Below are 21,067 nucleotides of genomic sequence, written 5' to 3'. Positions count from 1 at the left end.
GCCACCAACATACCCACGGACGTACGGCACTACCCCTTGTTGAACAGGCTCACGACACGGGACATGGATTTTGCTGCCAGAGCGAGCAGAGCGCCGGAGACGCTGTAGTCGACGTTGAACATCAGGTCGATCAAATAGAACATGGATAGCGCGATGAGCGGGTGGTACATCGCAAGGCTTAGCAGGCGTTTCATCGGCATCTCACGCGGTTTCGTTTGCACGAACCGGTAAGTCACTGTGCGTGAACCGATCTGCGCAAGTTTCGTGGCGTGCCAGACTTCCGGAATCCGTGGAAGGTTTGGCTGCGAAGTACGGGTGACGATGTTCTGTCCCGTCCTGTGATGAACTTTGCCTCTCGCAACCTGTTGCCGTCCTGCCCGTGCGTCGATGTTTTTTGCCCTATCGTCCAAGTCTTGCCGATGGTTCTCGTGGCCATTGCAGAGCGTCCAGAAAGCTTGTCTGTTCCTCCTGCAAAAGGGGACGATGTGTTGCACGCGTTTATGTCACACAGCGATGCATCGAGCGCACTGAAAAATCGGTAAGGCATTTGTCATCTACCGCCGCAGCGGGTATAACATGGACCCCTCGGTCAAAATGAAGAATGACCGGCCTCCCGGTTCCTTACCCGGGAAATCGCATACCACGCGAGCTCTTCATGGATGCAGTTTCTGACGTCCTGCGCGCTGTGCGCCTAAGCGGCGCGGTATATCTGACCGCGACCTTCACGGCACCGTGGTGCGTGATAGGCCGTACGGATGCTGCGCTCTGTGCGGCCTATCTGCCGCGATCCGAACGTGTCGTCTCATATCATCTGATCATAGAAGGTAGCTGCTGGGCCCAACTGGCAGACGACCCCGATTCCGCTATTCATCTCAATGCCGGGGAACTGCTGGTGGTGCCGCAAGGCGAAACGCATTTGATAGGTAGTGCTGTGGATCTTGCGCCCACGCCAATGGAGGTGCTATTGGCTGGCCCAATGGCGGCGGCACCGGGTGAGGTGATGACGGTGTCTTACGGAGGCGGGGGACCTACGACTCGCATCGTATGCGGTTTTCTGGCCTGCGACGATACGCTGAGTAACCCACTGCTCTCATCGCTGCCGCGACTCTTCAAGATTGATATGCGCCATGATCCGCGAGCAGCATGGCTTGAGTCCTCTCTCAAGTTTGCAGCCAGCGAGGCTGCGAGTTCGCGGGCGGGCGGTACGATTGTCCTCGCCAGACTGTCCGAACTCCTGTTTGTCGAAGCGGTCCGTAGCTGTATTGAAGCGCTTCCTGACCATCAGACAGGATGGCTCGCGGGCGTGCGCGATCGCTACGTGGGGCGCGCGCTTTCGTTGCTCCATGCTCAAGCCGTCCACCCCTGGACCGTCGATGAGCTCGCACGCAAGGTGGGGTTATCGCGTTCCGCGTTGGCGCAACGCTTCACTGATCTCCTTGGACAACCGCCCATGCAGTACCTGGCGCGATGGCGCATGCAGATCGCGGCGCAGGAACTTCTCGCCGGCAGAAAGTCCCTCGCCGCTGTAGCGGAGCAGATTGGTTATGAGTCTGAGGCGGCATTCAGTCGGGCCTTCAGGCGGGAATTTGGAATGCCGCCGGCAGGCTGGCGCAAGAGCAAAGGAAAGATGGACGGCGCTGGCGAATCTGCGCAGGCCGCGCCCGCTGCGAGTGGCATCACGCCACCAGCAGATCAGTGACATCGACTGCCATACCCGACGCAACGTTCACTCGCACGCGTCAAAGCTGACCCGGCGTTTCGGCCATATCTCCCGGTGGCCCGGCCATAGAACCTCGCGTCTCCCAATCGTACATTCGAGCGTACCGGATGCCAGATCAACCATCTGGTTCTGGCCGGTAGATGAGCATTCACCGCTCGACCGCACGTAGGTCCACATTGGGAGAAATACTATGAACGCAGTATCGCGACTCTCCAACCACGATCGTTACGCCCGTTGCATTCGCGCTTCAAAGATGGTCAGTTGGGACATCGAGCGTGACGTGATTGGAGGCCGCACCTTTGACACGTCCCAGAAGTATCTTCCCGATGGGCTTTCACTGGCTCCGAATTTCTTCACGCTCTCCGAGAACGAAAAGCGTTTCGTCAGCCAGATTCAGGGGCGCACGTATGCCAACGTGTTCGGACTGGTAGAGCGCTTCATCAACGCCAAGGTGCTGGAAGTCAGCTGTGACCATTGGCTCGGCGATCAGGTAGCGCTTGAGGCACTGGTCCGATTCAGTGAAGAAGAACTCAAGCATCAGGCGTTATTTCGTCGCATCGACGAGATGATCGGTGAGACCCTTCCCGCGGGCTATCACTTCGACGTCGACCCGAATGCCGTTGCCTCTGTAGTTCTCGGTAAAAGCACATGGGCCGTATTGGCGCTGACGCTGCATATCGAACTGTTCAGCCAGCTTCACTATCGCCAGAGTATCGCTCCAGACGATCAGCTATCGGAGCTATTCAAGAGCGTGTTCCTCTATCACTGGAAGGAGGAGAGTCAACACGCCATTCTCGACGAGCTCGAATGGGTCCGTCACGACGCCACCATGACGGACAGTGATCGCGACAAGGCTGTTGACGAATTCATCGAATTAGTCGCCGCGATCGACGGCATTCTGCGGGCGCAGGCTGCAGCCGACGCGCGTTATTTCAAGGCGAACTGCGGGCGCGCAGTCGACGAGACGGAAGCCCAGTCGATCGAAGCGAATTTCCTCGAGGCTTACCGGTGGCAATACATCCACTCGGGTGTACGTCATCCCCATTTCGGCGAGGTGCTTCATGGCCTCATCTCCGAAGACCAGCGCATGCGCATCCATGCTGCGCTCGCCACACTGCAATGAGATTTACCGGAGCTGATCAATCCACCTATGTTGAAGGAGATGGAACATGAATGCCAACGCACAGATCAACAAACCTAATGTCGTCAACGGCCTTAACGTCGACGACCTGTTCGCCCTGATTGAGGGCGTCAAGAACGATGTTTCGAAAGCCACCACCAGTTGGCGCGTAGCGACGAGCTGGCAGGGGCAGACTCGAACTCGCGCCGAGGTAGAGGGGTTCTCGATCGGCGGGCAGGATGTGCCGCGCCGGTTCACGATCGATATCGATGAGCCCTGCGAACTCGGTGGCTCGAACAAGTTTGCCAATCCTCAGGAGCATCTGATCGCCGCGCTGAATGCCTGTATAACGGTGGGTTACGTGGCGCAATGCGCCGTCCGCGGGATTACGCTCGAGTCCCTGCAGATTGAGACCGAGGGTGAAATCGATCTCAGGGGTTTTCTCGGGATCGACCCGCAAGTGGCAAACGGTTACGAGAGCCTGCGCTACACCGTTCGTATCAAGGGCAGCGGTACCGGCCAGCAATTCGCGGAAGTCCATGACGCGGTAATGGCCACTTCCCCCAACGTCTACAATCTGGCGAACGCCGTCGTTCTGAAATCGACCCTCGTGGTCGGGTGAACTTGGCGATGTGGGCGCGGCGACTCGAATCGTTTCCGTCGCGCCGTCTGTGTGGCTCAAACTCCGTGCAAATTACGATCGAGCTTTCGGATTAAATGTCACCCAATGGCAGCTTTGGCTACTCGTTGGCGCCGTGCGGAACTCATCGTCATGCCGCCGCGTGGGACCGTTTCGTGGCGGGCAATGCATGACTACGTTCGCAGCGTTCTGAAAAAACTGCGAAGTCGTATCTTGCGCATGTCGATTTCTCCCACGATCATTCGTCGTAGTTACAGGAGGCGCTTTTGTCTCCAACACTATTGTCTTCAAAGGAGAAACCCAAATGCGTGTAATGGTCATGGTCAAGGCAACCCCCGAATCCGAAGCCGGGCAAATGCCAAGCATGGAGCTCATCGCGGCGATGAGCAAATATAACGAGGAACTGGTGAAGGCCGGGATCATGCAAGGCGGCGACGGGCTGAAGCCGAGTTCGGCAGGCGTACGCGTGAGGTTTTCAGGGAAGGACCGAACCGTCGTTGACGGCCCATTTGCAGAGACCAAGGAATTGATCGCCGGGTACTGGCTCTGGCAAGTTCAATCGATGGACGAAGCGATTGAATGGGTAAAGCGCTGCCCGAATCCGATGGTGAGTGATTCAGAGATCGAGATTCGGCCTTTCTTTGAGCCTGCGGATTTTGGTGAGGCCTTTACACCTGAGCTTCAAGAGCAGGAAAAGCGTCTACGGCAGCAGATTGACGGGCAGACGCGCTGACAATTTTCACCGCATCAGTCTGCGGGGCGCGCGGAGGCAGCCCCGCCCCGCCTGTCTGAGGTTTGAGTCAGGTGTCCTGGCGCCGTACAGGGACGAGGTGCAACGCGGTTTCATGGCATCATCATGTGCACCTTCACACCACCGCTGGAGCGCACGCCATGGCAACTTACATTGTCTTCACAAAGGAAAGCACGCAGGATCAGGGGGAGCTCGATATCTACCAAAGCAAGGTGGGCGAGACCTTTAAAGGTCATCCCGTCAAGATTCTCGCTGCCTACGGACCTCAGCAGATCCTTGAGGGCGACGGGCCGGAGGGCGTCGTGATCGTGGAGTTTCCGTCGACGGCGGCCGCGCGCGCGTGGTACGACAGCCCGGCGTATCAGGAGGCCGCGCAGCACCGGTTCAAGGGCGCGCGCTATCGCGCCGTTCTCGTCGAAGGCGCGTGACGAACGGCAGCGCATAACTGTTTTGCATATTGTTAGGCCTTCCAGCCAGAGGTAGTCGTGAACAGCGTTTCAATTGAGGTCGTCGCACCGGGCGATGCCGACGTGTTTGTGGCACGTCAACCCGTCATGGATCGGGCTGGTCGCGTTGTCGCATACGAGCTTCTTTTCAGAGACGGTCCCACCGGGGGAGCGCGGATCGGGGACGAACTGCGCTGTACGACGGCGGTGATTGAACGCGCAGTCGGCTCGATCGGTCTCGAACGGCTTGCCGGGAGCAAGGCTTGCTTCCTGAACTGTCCGCATGATTTTCTGTTTTCGGACTACCCGTATGTGCTGCCGGCGTCACGGTTCGTTCTGGAGATTCTTGAGTCTGTCGAGCTGACATCGAACCTCTCGCGACGGTGCAGCGAGTTGCGAGGAGCGGGCTTCCAGATAGCGCTGGACGACGTCAGGAGCATGACTGACGAGATCCGATGGTTTCTTCCTTCCGTCGACATCATCAAAATCGACTGGCCGTTTGTTGAACGTGCGGAGTTGCCAGAACTGGTCAGTCAGTTCAAACGTGCGGGAAAGGTCGTGCTCGCCGAGAAAATCGAAAGTGCAGAGGATGCGGAGTATGCCCGGCAACTGGGTTGTGATCTGCTGCAGGGCTATTATTTCGCCAAGCCGCAGATTCTTTCGGGCAAGCGCGCGATGCCGCCAGTCAAGGCAATTCTTCACGTGTTCGACCTGGTCGGCAGCGACGCGCCGTTGGGTAGTATTGCGCGAGCGCTAAAAGAGACGCCAATGCTGGTTGCCCAACTGTTACGGCTTGCAAACAGCAGCGAGCAGCCCAACGGCAAGACGGAGCCCATTTCATCGCTCAAGCAGGCACTCTCGGTAGCCGGAAGCCGCAGACTTTTGCATTGGTGCGGACTTCTGCTTTACGTCGGCCGGGACGGGCTTCCAGTCGAGGATGATCCGCTTGCGCTGCTTGCGCAACGACGGGCACATTTCATGGAAGAGGCGATCGACGCGATGCCGGATGGATCACGCTCGCTGGCGTCCGCAGGCTATCTGACGGGCATGCTGTCGCTACTACATGTCGCGTATCACATGGAACTGCAGAGCTTCGTTGACGAGCTACCCGTTTCTGATTCCATCCGGCTGGCTATCCTTAACGGCGGTGGCGTACTCGGCGAATTGCTGTCGGTCGCTGCGCTGCTTGAACGGGGCGATGTGGATGCGGCGACGGTGAGACTTCAACGGCAGGCGGTTTCTCCTGCAGAGGTTCGGAAGATCGTCGAGTGCTACTGACGCGATTTGCAGTATCGCGGGTGGTATGACGGCCAGTCTCAGTCGTTCGACGGCGTATCAATGTGGACATTCGATCGCATACAATACGTATACCGTGCATCCGAAGTGAGTGAGACGACGTGACAGCATCTTCCCTGACAACCCCGGAAAAACTGGGGGAACTGGCCTATCAGACTTTGCGGCGAATGATCCTCGACAAGGCATTACGCAGCGGCGGCGCCGTCGTTGAAGGGCGGCTGGCCGAGGAACTCAACATTTCCCGCACGCCCATGCGCGAAGCGTTGCTGCGGCTCGAAGGCGAAGGGCTGTTGACGCGCGCCGGGGCTCGCTCTTATTCGGTGCGCTTCGTCAGCGCGCAGGAATATTTGCAGGCGATGAAGGTTCGCGAGCTGCTCGAAGCGGAGGCCGTCGGCCTTGCCATCGGCAAGATCGACAAGAAACAGATCCAGCAACTGATAAAGAAGATCAAGGCTCTGCGCAGTGGGCAGCAGGAGCAGGAACACTGGCAGATCGACGACCAGGTTCACACGATGATGGCGCATGCAAGCGGCAACGACGTGCTCGCGCGGATGATCGAAGTGGTGCGCACGAACAGCCGGCTGTTTGAACTCACGACACCTTTCAATCGAATCGAGGAGGATCGCGCCGAGCACCTTGCGATCCTCGAAGCGTACGCTGCCGACGACGCAGAAGCTGCACGCGCCGCCGTTCGCACGCACCTGCAGAACTTGCGGCGTTTCGTGCTTAACCGTCTGAGTGGAGGCAGCGGTCCCTGAACCGGATCGGCCCGCTAGCGACTCGCGGCCCCAGCGACTCCATCAGTGGCGCAGGATCTTGCCGACGAATTCACGCGTGCGCGCTTCCTGCGGAGCATCGAAAATCTGCTGCGGCGAGCCTGTTTCGATCACATGGCCACCGGCCATGAACACGACTTTCGACGACACCTCGCGCACGAAGCTCATCTCGTGCGACACGATGAACATGGTGATGCCCTCCAGCGCCAGAGCGCGAATCGTATCGAGCACCTCGGTGACGAGTTCGGGGTCGAGCGCGGCGGTGACTTCATCGAGAAAGAGCACGTTTGGCTTCAACGCCAGTGCGCGGGCGATTGCCACACGTTGCTGCTGACCACCCGACAACTCGTCCGGATACGCTTTCAGCCTGTGTTCCAGGCCCACCCGCGTGAGCAACCGGATGGCATCCTCTTCCACCTGCTTGCGCGGCCAGCCCTTGATCCGGGTAGGCGTGATCATCACGTTGTCCAGCACGGTCATGTTCTGGAACAGGTTGTATTGCTGGAAAACGATCGCGATTTCCGAGCGCAACGACCGCACGGCCGTCTTGTCCGTATAGTTCACGAGATCGCCGTTCAGCCGTACGCTGCCGTGCTCCGGAGGCAACAGTCCCAGTAGAACGCGCAGCAACGTGCTCTTGCCTGACCCGGACGGCCCGATCAGGCTGACGATTTCACCTTTCTCGACTGACAGGTTGATACGTTCAAGGACCGTGTGCGGCCCATACGACGCCTTCAGATCAACGATTTCGAGTTGCGGCAAGTTTCTTCTCCAGGCGCTTACCCAAGCGCGACAACGGATACGACATCACAAAATAAAGCACCAACACCGTTCCGTACACGAGCCACGAGGAAAACCCCTTGTTGGTCAGCACCTTGCCGGCGGACGTCAGTTCCATCACGCCGATCTGCGAGGCGAGCGCCGTGTCCTTGATGAACATGACGAAGAACCCGAACGTGGGCGGCACGATCACGCGCCACGCTTGCGGCACGATGACGAAGCGCAGCGATTCGAAGTACGAGAAATTCAGCGTCTGCGCGGCTTCCCATTGATTTTTATGGACCGATTCGAGTCCGCTTCGAATGATCTCGCCAAGGTAGGCGGACGCGATCAGGCAGACGCTCAGCGAAGCGACGGCAAACGTCGAGAGATTGGCTTTCGACGTTTGGCTCGCGAAGAACACGAGCATCAGCGTGACCAGAAACGGGATGCGGCGAAACAGGAAGCAATAGACAAAGGCGAGGGCGCGCAAAGGCGCCATCGTGCGGGAATGCGTGACGCGGACAATCGCTATGACAAAGCCTGCCAGAAAGCCCGTAAAGCAGCCGGCAGCCGATAGCACGAAGGTTGCGGCGAACCCTTCCACTAGCAACAGCAGATTGTAGAAAGAAAACAGTTGTGCGATTTCGGCGTGTGAGGAAGCGAACATCAGAACACCTTGATTTTGGCGCGGCATACATGGCGCCCGATCATCGCCAGCGCGAACGTCGCGATCAGTGTGACGGCGACATACAGAACGGCGGCCACGCTGAACGCTTCGACCGAAAGGTAGGTTTGTGAACTGAGGTTGTACGTGCGCCCCGTCAGTTCCTCGACGCCGAAGATCGACGCCATCGACGTTCCGAGCGTCATGACGATGAACTGGTTCGACAGCGGTGGGAACATCACCTTCAGTACGTGCGGAAGGATCACATGCCGCACGATCTGCGGCGTGGAGAAGCCGAGTACTTCGGCAGCCTCGATCTCCATTAGCCGGACCGAATTGAACCCGGCGCGCTGGATCTCGCACAGATAGGCGCCCGCATTGAATGTCGCTCCGATCAACACCGCTGTGAACGGTGACAAGGTGACGCCGATCTCAGGCAGCGCGAAGAACAGGAAAAAGATCTGCACGAGTTGCGGCGTATTGGTCGCGAACACCACATAGGCCATCACCACTTTGCGCAAAAGCGCCGGCCCGTAGCGCAACACCGAAGCACAGACGAGGCCGATGATCATGCCGAACCCAAACGCGAGCACGGCGATCTGCAGGCTGAGCCATGCGCCGGCAAGCAGATAAGGCCACTGCTGGAGGATGGGCTCGAAATGTAGGGTCATCGAATAGTGGCTCCCGCCGGATGCGCAGTGCTCGTCCGTTACGGCGACGAACGCTGTCGCCAGTTTCCCTTACTGCGCGGCTGCAACAGGTGTAGGTGAGGCGGTCGGATCGTGCAGCATGGCGCTGCCGAACCACTTCTTCCAGCTTGCGGCGACAAAGCCGTTCTTCTGCAACGCGCCGATTTCCTTGTTCAGACGCTGCGTCAGCGCCACATTGCCCTTTTGCACGCCGATGCAGTCGTAGTCCACTTCGATCGGCGCATCCACCACACGCCATTTCGTCGGATAGTTCTTCGTGTAGCTCAGCATGAAGTCGAGCACGTCGATCAATGCATCGGCGCGCCCTTGAGCGATAGCGCGAACCGCATCCGGATAGTTGTCGAGAATCAGAAGCTGCGCCTTGGGCAGTTTGTCGTGGATCAGCTGGATAGGCGTCGTGCCGCGTACCTGAACGAGGCGTACCGCCGGATCGTTCAACTGGGTCCAGTCTGAATAAGACGTTGCCTGTGTCGTCAGGACGCCTAGCACTTCGGTGTTGACCGGGTCGGTGAAGTCGATCACCTTCAGGCGGTCCGCGTTGCGCGTCATGCCGCCCATTACCGCGTCGATCTTGTCGGTCATCAGAAACGGCACGCGATCGTTCGAGCCAACCGGAACGATTTCGAGCTTCACACCGAGCGAGTCGGCAATCTTCCTGGCAATAGTGACATCGAAGCCGTCGATGGTGTTTTTCGCGTCGTAAATGCCGAGCGGCGGCAGGTTGGGGTTGATGCCGAACACGATCTTCTTCGACGCGATGATTTCGTCGAGCGTGCGAGCACTGGCGTCGAACGCGCCGAGCAACGCGCAGGCGGCAATGCCCACGGCGAGCATGCGGGTGAGGAGGATCGAGGATTTCATGCGGCAACTCCGTAAGAGGTTCGGGGGCGAATGCTGACCGGTCTGGCGCACGGTTCGGACGCTTCCCGGACCGTCTTTATTTTGGCCATTTTGTGTATACGAAACGTATACGATAAGATAAAAACATCGACGAAATTAGTTGTCAAGGGAGCCATGCCCCATGCTGGATGAGAAGACCATGCGCATCTCGAAGGCAGGCGGCGCGGCTACGGTGAGGTTTCTCTTCGACGGTCGGCCGGTGCGGGCGCGCCAAGGCGAAAGCGTGGCGGCAGCGCTGTTCGCCTCGGGTACGAAGACCTTACGGACGAGCCCGCGCAATGGCGCGCCGCGCGGCATGTTCTGTTTGATGGGGTCTTGTCAGGAGTGTCTAGTCGTAGTCGATGGTCGCCGCGCGCTTGCATGCCGGACGACGGTCATTGAAGGAATACGCGTCGACAAAGTACCGGAGATCGGCCTTGATATCTGAGTTCGATGTCCTCGTGCTCGGCGGCGGCCCGGCCGGCGTGAACGCGGCGCTGGCTGCGTCGGCGGCAGGTCTCAGGGTCGCGCTGTTCGATGAGAACCCGGCGGCCGGCGGGCAGGTCTACCGTGCACCGGTCAGCGCCGCTGTTCCGTCGAGTGCGGACCAGCAAGCGGGCGACGCACTACGGCGCGAACTCGCTGAAAGTAAGGTCACCACCTACTTCGATCACGTGGTCTGGGCGGTCACCGCAGACTATCGCGTCGATGCCGCCGGTCCGGCCGGCCCCGTGCATTGCACTGGGCGCGCGCTGATCGTCGCAGCGGGAACCACGGAACGTGTCGTTCCCTTCGAGGGGTGGACCACGCCCGGCGTCATCGGGCTGGCCGCCGCAACGATCCTCCTCAAATCGCAAGCCATCCTGCCGGGCCGCTCGACATTAGTCGCAGGCTGCGGGCCGTTGCTTGCGGCCGTCGCCGCGAAGACGATAGAAAGCGGAGGCAAGGTCGAAGCAATTGCGGATATCGCGGGCCTCGGCGACTGGGCCCGCGCGCTCCCCGCCATGGTGTCGCGCCCCGATCTGATGCGCGAGGGTTCCCGCTGGTGGCGCGAAATTCGCCGCGCAGGCGTGCCGATTCATGCGCGGCACACGATAGTCAAAGTCGAGCCCGCCGGCGATCGGCTGCGCGCGACTCTGGCGCCGTGTGACGCAGCAGGGCGGCCCGTCTCCGGAGAACACCGCAGCGTGGTCGCCGACTGCATCGCGGTCGGTCATGGGCTGACCCCGTCAACCGAAATCACGCGTCTCTTGTGCGCGGAGCACCGGTACTCGCGGCAGGCGGGAGGATGGATCGCCATCACCGACGAGAACTGCCGCACCTCGCGCCCGCGGCTCTACGTGGCGGGCGACGGCGCAGGCATCGCCGGCGCGGCCGCAGCGAGCCATCATGGCACGCTAGCGGGACTCGCCTGCGCCATCGAGCTTGGCGGCACGGACATCGCGGGGCTCCGGTCGCGACTGTCATCCGTGCGTCGGGCGTATCTCAAGGCGGCGCGTTTCGGTCGTTCGATGGCGCAATTGATGGCGCTACGACCCGGCCATACCGATGGTATTGGGCCGCAAACCATCGTCTGTCGATGCGAAGACGTGACGCGCGCCGAGATCGACGCCGCCTGCGACGCCGGCGCGCACGACGTGAACCAGCTCAAGGCCTGGACGCGCTGCGGCATGGGACCGTGCCAGGGTCGCACGTGCGGAGACGTGACGGCGGAACTGCTTGCGGCACGCGCATGCGGCGGCTCGCGCGACCGCGCGGGCTGTTTTTCCGCCCGCACGCCGTTGCGGCCCGTGACGGTTGAAGCGCTGACGGGCGAGTTCAGCTACGACGACATTCCGATCCCGAAGGCTGCGCCGCTATGAGCCAGCCGACGACAACCGCATTCGATGTCGCCGTGCTTGGCGGCGGCGTGATGGGCTGCACCACCGCACTATTTCTGGCGCGAGCCGGCATGCGAGTGGCGGTGATCGAACGCGATGCGCTGTGCCGTGGCGCGTCGGGTGTAAACGCCGGCACGCTGACGCTGCATATGACGCGTGCCGCGCTCGTTCCCTACGCGATGCGCGCGTGGAAAATGTGGATGAACACCGACACGTGGCTAGGCCACGGCGTGCTTGCGACGTCGGCGCCCGGCCTCTCGCTCGCCTTCACCGAATCCGAGAAAGCGCTGCTGCAGCAACGCGCGGCGGCGAGGCGCGAGTACGGCGCGCAGATCGATCTGCTCGACCGGGATGCCGCGCTCGCCGTCGAGCCAGGCCTGAATCCCGCAATGCTGCAAGCCGCGTACTGTGCAACCGATGGCTTCGCGAGCGCCTATCTCACGGGCCGTGCTTTCCATGCGGCATTGCGCGAAGCAGGTGTACACGTTTTCGAGCAGACACCGATCACGCGCATCGAGCGCATCGCTGGGATGTATCAGGTGTACGGCCCGGATGACGCCATCCGTATCGACGCGACGCGTCTGGTGATGGCGGGCGGCGTGTGGCTGGAACCGCTGCTCGCAATGCTCGGCATCCGCATCCCCGTCAAGACGCTCGTCAACCAGTTGATCGTCACCGAGCGCGTGCCGCCCGTGATGAAGTCGGTGCTGAGCATCGCGAACGGGCTGCTGTCGATGAAGCAGTTCGCCAACGGCAGTGTCCTGATAGGCGGTGGCTGGCAAGGCATCGGCGATCGCGAGCGGGGCGGCGTGGAAACCGTGCCGGACAACCTGATCGGCAATCTCCGGCTCGCGCAGCATGTGATCCCCGCGCTCGCCAAAGCGCGCGTGGCCCGCATCTGGCTCGGCCTCGAAGCCGAAACTTCCGACGCCATGCCAATGATCGGTGCGCTCCCCGGTTCCCCCGATGCGTGGGTGATCGGTTGCGTGCATTCCGGTTACACCAGCGGTCCGTACATGGGCAAGCTGCTTGCCCAGGCCATGCTCGGCGAAGAACCCGAGTTGCCCTTGTTCGATCCGGCGCGGCTTGTTGTTCATGACGATGCGCCCGCCCAACTTCATCGGGAAAAGACAGAATGATCCCTACGCATGCCGACCCATTCAACGGCGTCTATGCCGCTACGCTGTGCCCCCTCGACGCGGATGGACGACACCTGGACGAAGCGGCGCTCGAGCGGCATATCGAAGCGGTGGCGAGCGTCGACGGCATTGTCGGGCTTCTGGTGAACGGCCATGCCGGCGAGAACTTCACGCTCTCGGCGGCGGACAAGCGGCGTGTCGTGGAAATTGCGCATGCCGTCTGCGGCGATCGCTCGATCATCGTGGCCGGCGTGAATGCCGAGGACAGCTATGAAGCGCAGGCCCACGCAAACGACGCAAGACAGGCCGGCGCCGACGCCATGCTGCTGTTTCCACCGTTCTCATGGGCGCTGTCGACCGATCTCGACACCGTTCTGACGCATCACCGGATCGCCAACGCCGAGGCCCGCCTGCCCATGATGCTTTACCAGGCCGGCGTCGCCACGGGCGGCATGGCCTACACGCCGCAGATGCTTGCCGCGCTCGTCGGCTTGCCCGAGGTCGTTGCTATCAAGGAAGGCAGTTGGGAGACGGCCGCGTACGAAGCAAACCGCCGGCTCGTTAAATCGATCGCGCCGCATGTTGCCGTGATGGCATCCGGCGACGAACACCTGTTCACCTGCTTTGCGATCGGTACCGAAGGCAGCCTCGTCAGCCTTGCGGCCGTCGTGCCCGAACTGGTCGTGGCGCTGTATCGCGCTGTCGAACACGGTGATCTCGGCCGCGCGCAGCAGCTTCACGAGCGCATCTATCCGCTTGCGAAGGCAATCTACGGAACCGCGCCGGGTTCGTACGCCAATGCGCGCCTGAAAGCTTGCCTGCACTTGCTCGGCCACTTTCCGCATCCGTCGATGCGCCCGCCGATCCCACCGCTTTCCCATGCAGAGTTGATGCGTCTCGAAGACGCGCTCGCCATCGCAACCGACACTCAACGGAGTGATTCATGAGTTCGACCCCAACCCTCATCAAAGGCGGCCGCATCATTACGGCCGTTGACGACTATGTCGCCGACATTCTTGTGGAAGGCGAGCGCATCGTCAGTATCGGACTGAATCTCGACGGGGGACCGGATGCACGGGTGATCGACGCGGCAGGGCTGCTGGTGTTTCCCGGTGGCGTCGATTGCCATACGCACATGGAGAACACCTTCGGGGCCTCGGTGACCTGCGACAACTTTGCGTCGGGCACACGCTCGGCCGCCTTCGGCGGAACGACGACGATCATCGACTTCGCGTTGCAAACGGCCGGCACGAGTCCGCTCGATGCGATCTCGCGGGCGCAATCGAAAGCCGCATCGGCCGCGAGCATCGATTACGGGTTTCATGTGATCGTGACGCAGGTGGACGAGCGCGTGCTCGGCGACATGCAATACGCGATTCGTCACGAAGGTGTCTCGAGCTTCAAGATGTTCATGGCCTATCCCGGTACGGTCATGTCGGACGACGCCGCGATTTTTCAGGCGATGCGGATGGTCGGCCAGCACGGCGGCATGATCGCGTTGCATGCCGAGAACGGCACGGTCATCGACCTGCTGATTCGCGAGGCGCTCGCTCAGGGCCATACCGCGCCGCGTTATCACGCGCTGACGCGGCCCGCGATCATGGAGGGCGAAGCGACGCATCGCGGCATCAAGCTCGCCGAACTCGCCGAAGCGCCGGTTTACTTCGTACACCTTTCGGCGAAAGAGGCACTGAAGCATGTGATCGAAGCGCGCGACCTGGGCATTCCGGTGTTTGCAGAGACTTGTCCACACTATCTGTTCTTCGATGAATCTGCATACGCCGACGACAGCTTCGAGCTCGCACGTTACGTGATGAGCCCGCCACTGCGCTCGAAGGAAGCGCAGAACGCGCTCTGGACCGCGCTCAAGACCGACGATCTGCAACTGATCTCGACCGATCACTGCCCGTATTGCATGAAGGAGGGGCATCGCGGCAACGTCAACCAGAAGCCGCTTGGACGCGACGATTTTTCGAAGATCCCGAATGGCGTGCCTGGCGTTGAAACGCGCATGACGGTGGTCTACGACGGTGGCGTACGCGGCGGCCGCATTTCGCTGAATCGCTTCGTCGAATTGATGTCGACTGCGCCAGCCAAGCTCTTTGGCCTGTTTCCGAAGAAGGGAACGCTTGCGATCGGCAGCGACGCCGACATCGTCCTGTTCGATCCGAACGAGTCGCACATGATCAGCGCAGACACGCAACACGGCGATTGCGACTTTACGTTGTTCGAAGGCCGCGCGGTCACGGGCCGGGTGAAGAAAGTGCTGCTACGGGGGGAGTTGCTGATCGACAACGGCGACTGGGTCGGACGGACCGGTCAGGGACAGTTTGTCGCGCGCGGCGAACTTGGCGGCCACTGGTAGAGCGTCATGCCAATCTATGAATATGCCTGCGACGCATGCGGGACGTTCGATTCCATCCGCCCAGTCGCGAGGCGAGACGAGCGAACGCCGTGCCCGGATTGCGGCCTGCTGTCGCCGCGCATCGCCAGCGGTGCGACGGTGTTGCTGGCGCAGCGCGGCGAGACCATGCCGGCGGAAGAAGGGGCTTATGGCTTCAGGCATCAAGGTGGCTGCGGTTGCTGTCGCTAGGAAGCTGACCCGACTGCGCAAACGACCGCTGCACCTTGATAGCTGCTGTTCAAGCCGCGCATTCCGCGTAGTACCGATTCGGTGCCGGAAAAACGCCGGTCATCACTTCGATCAGGAATGGACCGTTAAGCTGTGATGCATCGCTCAGCGCATCTGCCAGATCATCGAGGTGCTCAACCCTGCGCGACGCGACACCGAGCGAAGCGGCAAAAGCGGCCCAGTCATGACTCGGGAGCTCGCTGAACTGCTCCGGAATGGAACCATTGCTGATCGCGTCGATATGGACCGCGCCGTGCGCAGCATTGTTCAACACGACATAAAGCATTTTTACGCCGTATCGGGCTGCGGTCTGGATCTCCATGCCGTGCATCAGCATGCATCCGTCTCCGGTCACTACGACACACGGGCGCTCCGGAGCCGCAAGCTTGACGCCGATCCCGGCGGCGACGGCCCAACCCATCGGCGCGAGGGAGCTGGATGAAAAGTAGTTGCCAATGCCCGACGAGAGCCAGTAGTGGGCCATGAATATCCGGTGGGCGCCGGAATCCACGACAACGTTTGCGTCTTTCGGCAAGAGTCGACACAGTTGCTTGACGACGTCTCCTGTATAGAGCGGTTGATCGCCATCTGAACCCCGCACGCCGGGTTGCTCGAACTTATAGTCGTACAGGGGAGTTTCGTTGACCTCGGCGACCCATGCTTTTCGTCTTTCCAACACCGTGTGAAAGTCGGCGCTCCGGTTCGTGTCCATCTGGGACAGCAAGCGGAATGTGGCGCCAATCCCGGAGAAAACCCTGCCGCGCGCGACATGCCCGGTCGCGGGTGCGTCGAAGCTGTCGTCGAAAATGATCAGTTCCTTCCAGGCAGCCAGCTTCTCTGTCCAGTTCATGCTGTCGCGCTGATTCAGGTCGCTGCCGAACACGACGAGGACGTCGAGCTCGTCCGAGTTGATGACGCGGACGGCCCGCGAGTGGCCCGAGAATCCGTACACGCCGAGCGAAAGGACATGATCCTCAGGAAACACGCCCTTTCCCGATAGTGTGGTCGCAATAGGAATGCAAAATTTTTCGGCCACGTCGAGCAGGACCTTTGCGGTTTCCGCGTCATTGCCGCGACTGCCGATCAGGAAAGCGACTCTCTTGGATTTGAGCAAATACCTGTTGCACAAGGCATCCAACGCAGCACGGTTCGCGGGGACCTCGCAGGCGTTGAACTCGTCATGATCGTACGGTTGCCGGGATGCGTCGTGGCCGGGTAGAACTTCCTGCCGTTGAACGTCGACAGGGATGCTCACGAAAGACTGCGCTCGACGCATCCAGTTCAACCCGTCTGTCGCGCGACGCATTTCGGCCTGAAGATTGTCTTTGTTCTTCAGTTCAACGACATTTTCGACCAGACTCCTTACCACGCCGCTTTCGAAAATGCCGCTCATCGTAGCGTCCTGGAACGCGCCTTTGCCTTCTGCGCGCGACGAAACCCCTCCGGCAATATAGAGCATGGGAATCCGGTCGGCGTGAGCGGCCGCCATACCGGGCACGAAATTCATGGTGCCTGGTCCGGAAATCCCCACGCACACGCCAAATTTCCGGCTGGCCCGCGCATAACCGTCAGCCATGAAAGCACTGCTGGTCTCATGCGCGCAAACAATTCCGCGAATCGATGGCGACTTGTCGATTGCATCCAGCAGCGGGTAAATCATCTTCCCCGGCACGAGGAAGACGTGGTCGATTTTCGCGACTTCCAACGACTTCACGACCGTTGTCGATACATTGAGGGGAGCGTGTGATTCCATATTTTTTGAGTACGATCCGAGTAGAAACCAATAATCGGATCTCGCTATCCCTCACACGGACGTCGCACGTGGCCCTCGAAAGAGCAACGTGACGAAGCCGGCGGCACAACGCCGGTATGTGGAGACAGCGAGACGGCCCTGAACGCGTTGCACACCGGCTGCAATCGCGTCCCGTGCTGCTTCATCGAGCCCGCCTGAAACGGGCCCGTGTCTCCATCCGTGAGTACTCTTTCCCGGCTACGACGTCGCTCGCATGCACTGCCTCAATGGCTGAGGCGAGCGCTGCGAGGTGTTATCGACCATGCGGCGCGCGTGAATCGCGAACCTCGGTCCGTTCGACTACAGGTTGCCGTCCAGCCTGAATGCGCTGCACCGTTCAGAATGTCTGCCAGTCGGCAGTCTCACTGGCGCTGGTCGCGACCGCAGTGCTTCCGCCACTTGTCAAACGTGGCGTCGCCGTGGGCTTTGTCAACTTTGCAGGGGACGATGCGTGACTTTTCGGCGGCGTCCGATGTGGTTCCTTCCGGGGCGTATTCGCTGGTGACACAGATACGCGCCTGACGTCGATCTTGAAGAAGGCTACCGCTGCACGCAGGCCCTGGGCCTGCTGCGCCATCGACTGGGCCGCCGCCGAAGCTTCTTCCACCAGCGCGGCATTCTGCTGGGTTACCTGGTCCATCTGGTTGACTGCCTGGTTGACCTGCTCGATGCCGGTGCTCTGTTCTTGCGACGCCGATGAGATTTCACCCACGATATCGGTGACACGCTTCACCGACGCGACGATCTCGTTGATCGTGCCGCCCGCCTGCTCGACAAGCGTCGAGCCCACCTCCACCCGGTTGACCGAATCGGCGATCAAGTCCTTGATTTCCTTTGCGGCGCTGGCACTGCGCTGCGCGAGGGCGCGGACTTCACCGGCCACGACAGCGAAGCCCCGACCCTGTTCGCCGGCACGAGCCGCCTCGACCGCTGCGTTGAGCGCGAGGATGTTGGTCTGGAAGGCAATACCCTCGATCACACTGATGATCTCGGACATTTTGGTCGAGCTTGCGGAGATCTCGCGCATCGTTTCGACCACCTGCCCGACGACCTCGCCGCCTTGCTGTGCGATGCCGGAGGCCGTACCGGCGAGCGTTGCTGCCTGCTTCGCGTTGTCCGTGTTGTGGCGGACCGCGGCGGTCAGTTCCTCGATGCTCGAGGCGGTTTCTTCGAGCGATGCTGCCTGCTCCTCGGTGCGGCTCGACAAATCCAGATTCCCTTGTGCGATCTGCGCACTCGCCGTCGCCACCCCTTCGGCGTTCTCGCGGACTTCCGCCACGACTTGCGACAGGGCTTCGCGCATGGCCTTCAGCGATGCCATGAGGCTGTTCGTATCGCCGGGCCGGAGATCGATGCTTACGCTGAGATCGCCGGCTGCCACGCTTCTGGCGAGGTTGGCGGCTGTCGCCGGCTCAGTCCCCAACTGCCGTGTCAGACTGCGCGCCATCCAGACGCCGATTCCCCAACCGATCAACACGGACAAGACCACCAGAACAAGCATCAGATTGCGGCCTTCCTCGTACACCTTGTCGTTAGATCCGGCCGTCGCTTGGGCGTCGCTCTGTTTCACATTAACCAGCGTGCCCATCAGGACCAGGGTCTTGAAACCCTTCTCATGGTATTCGCCCAACAGATAGGCAGTCAGGGCAGCTTGATCCTGTAGCCCGGCGGCGTTAATCCGGCCTTTCATTTCATCGAAGGCCTGTATGTAGTCGTGCCAGCCCTGATCGAGATCGGCGAAGGTCGCTTTCCCTTTGTCGGTGTAGACGAGGGGCTCGGCTTGATTGAGGTGCTCGCGCGCCGAGGCCAAGGCTTTTTCGGCCTGGGCTAGCGAAGCGGTCCGCTGCTCGGCAGTGGAAGCCAGAATGGCGTTGCGTAGATATGTGCCGACTCTCAGCACATCGGCGTTCGCTTGCTGGATCTGGTTAAGCCCCACGAGATCCATTCGATAGGTCGTGTCTGCGTTTGCGCTGATCTGTCCCATGCTGCGGACACCGATCACGCTGACGATGGCACTGATGACTGATACGAGGATAAAGGCGCTGATGAGTTTGGCGCCGAGTTTCATATTGCCGATATTCATAGCTTGCTTCGTCAACGTGAGAAAAATTGGAACAAAGAAATAGATCCAACGACGCTCGCGCGTCGCCGGATAGTCGGCAATGCCGTCCGGGGATGCGGCAGGTGCTCCATGTATTCAGTTAACGGCAGCCACAATACATTCTTCAGACAAATTATCGTTTACGCGTAAATTCGCCGTACTTTTAGGCTTTCAAGTTATTACTTTGTAAGGTGCGGGCGAAGACAAAGGCCGCAGGTCCAGCGGCTGAAAGCGGCAGATGAGGTGACGTTTCGACAACTGGCAGTCCTTTCACCGCGTCTTGATAGACTTGCGCGTACGGAAAGAAATGCGGGGGAAATGCGTGAGTCTTGATGAATACTATAGGCGGCTGAAGTTGCCGGGCACTGCGTCGTCGGCAGACGTCAAGCGCGCGTATCGACGGCTAAGAGCGAAGTACCACCCCGATCGCAACAAGGGGTCCGAATCGACAGTCGAACCGGTGTTCAAGCGCATTCAGGAGGCGTTTGAGATTCTGACCGGCAAGCGTGAACCGCCCGTGTCCAGCCCGGTGGCGGCACCGACTGAGCGCCGCGACAAGCCAGCCCACTCACGCGAACACCGCAGCCCGCCTCCGATGCGCGGCGCGAACTGCCTGATCGAACTCTTCGTGCCGCTCGAAGCCGCGATTCACGGTGGCGAGGTCGAAGCGAGCTATTCGGTGAAGGGGCCGTGTCATCCATGTCAAGAAAGGGGCGCCGAGTGTGCGAGCTGCAACGGCAGCGGTCTGTCGGCCTCGGGCACGCACTGCGTCGCCTGTGGGGGTACCGGTCGCCCGTCAGCGAGTGACCGGTGTCAAGCGTGTCTCGGCACGGGTATCAGAACCGGTCGGAAGTCCGAGGTAGTGAAGGTTCCAGCGGGTGTGTGGGATGGCCAGCGTCTTGTCGTCGAAGGTGGCGGCCATCCCGGGCCGAATGGCGGTCCGCCCGGCGACGCGATCTTCTCGGTCGTGATTGTCTGCAGCGCGGCCTTTCGTCGAGACGGTTTGAATCTGGCCAGCGAGATTCAGGTTGATTTCGTGACCGCCACGCTCGGCGGTAACTTCGAAGCGCAGATTCTGGGCCGTGCGCACCAGATGACGATTCCGCCGAACGCGCAACAGGGCAGCGCGATCCGTCTACGCGGACATGGACTCACGGACCGCAATGGCTCGCGCGGTGACCTGACGCTGCAATTGGTGCTCGCGATGCCGGCAGCGGCTTTACATCTCACCGACGATGAACGACAACGGCTGCGTGAGATGTTTGCGGATGCTGGGCGTCGAGCAATGCAGGCAATTCCTGCGCACTCGCAATCGAGCTGGCGTTTCGCAGCCAGTAATATCTTTGAGCAATCCAATCATGAAACGTAGCTCAAAAGGCGGCCTTGTCTATTCGACCGACGGCGGACAGATGTGTCCCGAATGCAGGCAGGTGATCGCGGAATGTATCTGCAAGACGGTTGCCAAGACATTGCCGACAGGCGATGGCGTGGTGCGAGTGTCACGCGAGACCAAGGGCCGTGGCGGGAAAAGCGTGACGATCGTTAAAGGCTTAGCGCTCGATCCTCTCGCCTTGGCCTCATTAGGCAAGCAATTGCGCACAGCCTGCGGTTCTGGTGGAACGGTCAAGGATGGCGTGATCGAAGTGCAGGGTGACCATTGCGAGCGGGTCATCGAAGCGCTCAAGAAGTACGGCTACAGCGCGAAGCGCGCCGGGGGCTAATCGCTTCAATGAGCGTTAACGCCCCGACGTAGATCGAT

General features: G+C 60.5%; 22 protein-coding genes. 15 read left to right on the top strand and 7 right to left on the bottom strand.

Features of this window, described 5'->3' with window-relative positions:
* Positions 1 to 29 precede the first annotated feature (29 nt).
* On the bottom strand, positions 30 to 194 hold the full coding sequence (locus M0D64_RS26760) for a hypothetical protein (RefSeq protein ID WP_266259922.1): 165 nt from the start codon (positions 192 to 194) through the stop codon (positions 30 to 32).
* 461 nt (positions 195 to 655) lie between these two features.
* Here M0D64_RS26760 and M0D64_RS26755 point away from each other — a divergent pair, with 461 nt between their 5' ends.
* From M0D64_RS26755 to M0D64_RS26725, 7 genes are all read left to right on the top strand, one after another.
* The gene (locus M0D64_RS26755) at positions 656 to 1,699 is read left to right on the top strand and encodes an AraC family transcriptional regulator (RefSeq protein WP_266259986.1); all 1,044 of its coding nucleotides are present in this window, start codon (positions 656 to 658) and stop codon (positions 1,697 to 1,699) included.
* A 211-nt stretch (positions 1,700 to 1,910) separates the two neighbouring features.
* Positions 1,911 to 2,843, top strand: coding sequence for a hypothetical protein (locus tag M0D64_RS26750; RefSeq protein WP_266259921.1), 933 nt, complete (start codon positions 1,911 to 1,913; stop codon positions 2,841 to 2,843).
* Between the two features lie 46 nt (positions 2,844 to 2,889).
* Positions 2,890 to 3,462 carry an OsmC family protein gene (locus M0D64_RS26745; protein WP_266259920.1) on the top strand — a complete coding sequence of 191 codons (573 nt, stop codon included), beginning with the start codon at positions 2,890 to 2,892 and terminating at the stop codon, positions 3,460 to 3,462.
* Between the two features lie 322 nt (positions 3,463 to 3,784).
* Positions 3,785 to 4,213 (top strand): YciI family protein, encoded by a 429-nt coding sequence (locus tag M0D64_RS26740; protein ID WP_266259918.1) that lies wholly within the window; start codon positions 3,785 to 3,787, stop codon positions 4,211 to 4,213.
* Positions 4,214 to 4,371: 158 nt separating this feature from the next.
* Entirely contained in the window at positions 4,372 to 4,659 is a 288-nt protein-coding gene (locus tag M0D64_RS26735; RefSeq protein WP_266259917.1) for a DUF1330 domain-containing protein, read from the top strand.
* 57 nt (positions 4,660 to 4,716) lie between these two features.
* On the top strand, positions 4,717 to 5,955 hold the full coding sequence (locus tag M0D64_RS26730) for an EAL and HDOD domain-containing protein (RefSeq protein ID WP_266259916.1): 1,239 nt from the start codon (positions 4,717 to 4,719) through the stop codon (positions 5,953 to 5,955).
* Between the two features lie 119 nt (positions 5,956 to 6,074).
* Entirely contained in the window at positions 6,075 to 6,731 is a 657-nt protein-coding gene (locus M0D64_RS26725; protein WP_233464785.1) for a GntR family transcriptional regulator, read from the top strand.
* A 42-nt stretch (positions 6,732 to 6,773) separates the two neighbouring features.
* On the opposite strand, the gene M0D64_RS26720 is transcribed toward M0D64_RS26725, so the two are convergent.
* The 4 genes from M0D64_RS26720 to M0D64_RS26705 all read right to left on the bottom strand — a co-directional run bounded on the left by M0D64_RS26720 (position 6,774) and on the right by M0D64_RS26705 (position 9,746).
* Entirely contained in the window at positions 6,774 to 7,511 is a 738-nt protein-coding gene (locus tag M0D64_RS26720) for an amino acid ABC transporter ATP-binding protein (RefSeq protein WP_266259915.1), read from the bottom strand.
* Positions 7,489 to 8,178 (bottom strand): amino acid ABC transporter permease, encoded by a 690-nt coding sequence (locus M0D64_RS26715; RefSeq protein WP_054033465.1) that lies wholly within the window; start codon positions 8,176 to 8,178, stop codon positions 7,489 to 7,491. Before M0D64_RS26715 ends, M0D64_RS26720 begins: the two co-directional genes overlap by 23 nt.
* Positions 8,178 to 8,846: an amino acid ABC transporter permease gene (locus M0D64_RS26710; protein WP_266259914.1), complete on the bottom strand. Its 669-nt coding sequence runs from the start codon at positions 8,844 to 8,846 to the stop codon at positions 8,178 to 8,180. Before M0D64_RS26710 ends, M0D64_RS26715 begins: the two co-directional genes overlap by 1 nt.
* A 69-nt stretch (positions 8,847 to 8,915) precedes the next feature.
* Positions 8,916 to 9,746: a transporter substrate-binding domain-containing protein gene (locus M0D64_RS26705; protein ID WP_266259913.1), complete on the bottom strand. Its 831-nt coding sequence runs from the start codon at positions 9,744 to 9,746 to the stop codon at positions 8,916 to 8,918.
* A gap of 178 nt (positions 9,747 to 9,924) precedes the next feature.
* Here M0D64_RS26705 and M0D64_RS26700 point away from each other — a divergent pair, with 178 nt between their 5' ends.
* The 6 genes from M0D64_RS26700 to M0D64_RS26675 are packed head-to-tail and all read left to right on the top strand — an operon-like array spanning position 9,925 to position 15,376.
* On the top strand, positions 9,925 to 10,212 hold the full coding sequence (locus tag M0D64_RS26700) for a (2Fe-2S)-binding protein (protein WP_266259911.1): 288 nt from the start codon (positions 9,925 to 9,927) through the stop codon (positions 10,210 to 10,212).
* Positions 10,202 to 11,626, top strand: a complete 1,425-nt coding sequence (locus tag M0D64_RS26695) for an NAD(P)/FAD-dependent oxidoreductase (RefSeq protein ID WP_266259909.1) — start codon at positions 10,202 to 10,204, stop codon at positions 11,624 to 11,626. Before M0D64_RS26700 ends, M0D64_RS26695 begins: the two co-directional genes overlap by 11 nt.
* Positions 11,623 to 12,783 carry an FAD-binding oxidoreductase gene (locus M0D64_RS26690; RefSeq protein WP_266259908.1) on the top strand — a complete coding sequence of 387 codons (1,161 nt, stop codon included), beginning with the start codon at positions 11,623 to 11,625 and terminating at the stop codon, positions 12,781 to 12,783. The genes M0D64_RS26695 and M0D64_RS26690 overlap by 4 nt, the downstream gene beginning before the upstream one ends.
* Positions 12,780 to 13,730, top strand: a complete 951-nt coding sequence (locus M0D64_RS26685) for a dihydrodipicolinate synthase family protein (protein ID WP_266259907.1) — start codon at positions 12,780 to 12,782, stop codon at positions 13,728 to 13,730. The genes M0D64_RS26690 and M0D64_RS26685 overlap by 4 nt, the downstream gene beginning before the upstream one ends.
* A complete protein-coding gene (hydA, locus tag M0D64_RS26680) occupies positions 13,727 to 15,148 on the top strand; it encodes a dihydropyrimidinase (protein WP_266259905.1) in 1,422 nt (473 codons plus the stop codon). Before M0D64_RS26685 ends, hydA begins: the two co-directional genes overlap by 4 nt.
* Positions 15,149 to 15,154: 6 nt before the next feature.
* On the top strand, positions 15,155 to 15,376 hold the full coding sequence (locus tag M0D64_RS26675) for an FmdB family zinc ribbon protein (RefSeq protein WP_266259904.1): 222 nt from the start codon (positions 15,155 to 15,157) through the stop codon (positions 15,374 to 15,376).
* Between the two features lie 49 nt (positions 15,377 to 15,425).
* Here M0D64_RS26675 and M0D64_RS26670 read toward each other — a convergent pair whose 3' ends face one another.
* Together M0D64_RS26670 and M0D64_RS26665 are read right to left on the bottom strand one after the other, a co-directional pair.
* Positions 15,426 to 17,168 (bottom strand): thiamine pyrophosphate-binding protein, encoded by a 1,743-nt coding sequence (locus tag M0D64_RS26670; RefSeq protein ID WP_266259902.1) that lies wholly within the window; start codon positions 17,166 to 17,168, stop codon positions 15,426 to 15,428.
* Between the two features lie 376 nt (positions 17,169 to 17,544).
* Positions 17,545 to 19,290, bottom strand: a complete 1,746-nt coding sequence (locus M0D64_RS26665; RefSeq protein ID WP_266259901.1) for a methyl-accepting chemotaxis protein — start codon at positions 19,288 to 19,290, stop codon at positions 17,545 to 17,547.
* Between the two features lie 340 nt (positions 19,291 to 19,630).
* Between M0D64_RS26665 and M0D64_RS26660 the strand changes: the two genes are divergently transcribed.
* On the top strand, positions 19,631 to 20,677 hold the full coding sequence (locus M0D64_RS26660) for a DnaJ C-terminal domain-containing protein (RefSeq protein ID WP_266259900.1): 1,047 nt from the start codon (positions 19,631 to 19,633) through the stop codon (positions 20,675 to 20,677).
* Positions 20,667 to 21,029 carry a translation initiation factor Sui1 gene (locus M0D64_RS26655; protein WP_266259898.1) on the top strand — a complete coding sequence of 121 codons (363 nt, stop codon included), beginning with the start codon at positions 20,667 to 20,669 and terminating at the stop codon, positions 21,027 to 21,029. The genes M0D64_RS26660 and M0D64_RS26655 overlap by 11 nt, the downstream gene beginning before the upstream one ends.
* Positions 21,030 to 21,067: the final 38 nt, after the last annotated feature.

The sequence above is a fragment of the Paraburkholderia sp. WS6 genome (assembly GCF_030464835.1).
Classification (GTDB): domain Bacteria; phylum Pseudomonadota; class Gammaproteobacteria; order Burkholderiales; family Burkholderiaceae; genus Paraburkholderia; species Paraburkholderia madseniana.
The sequence above is the reverse complement of the archived record's forward strand: the minus strand, read 5'-3'. Positions and strand labels throughout refer to the sequence as shown.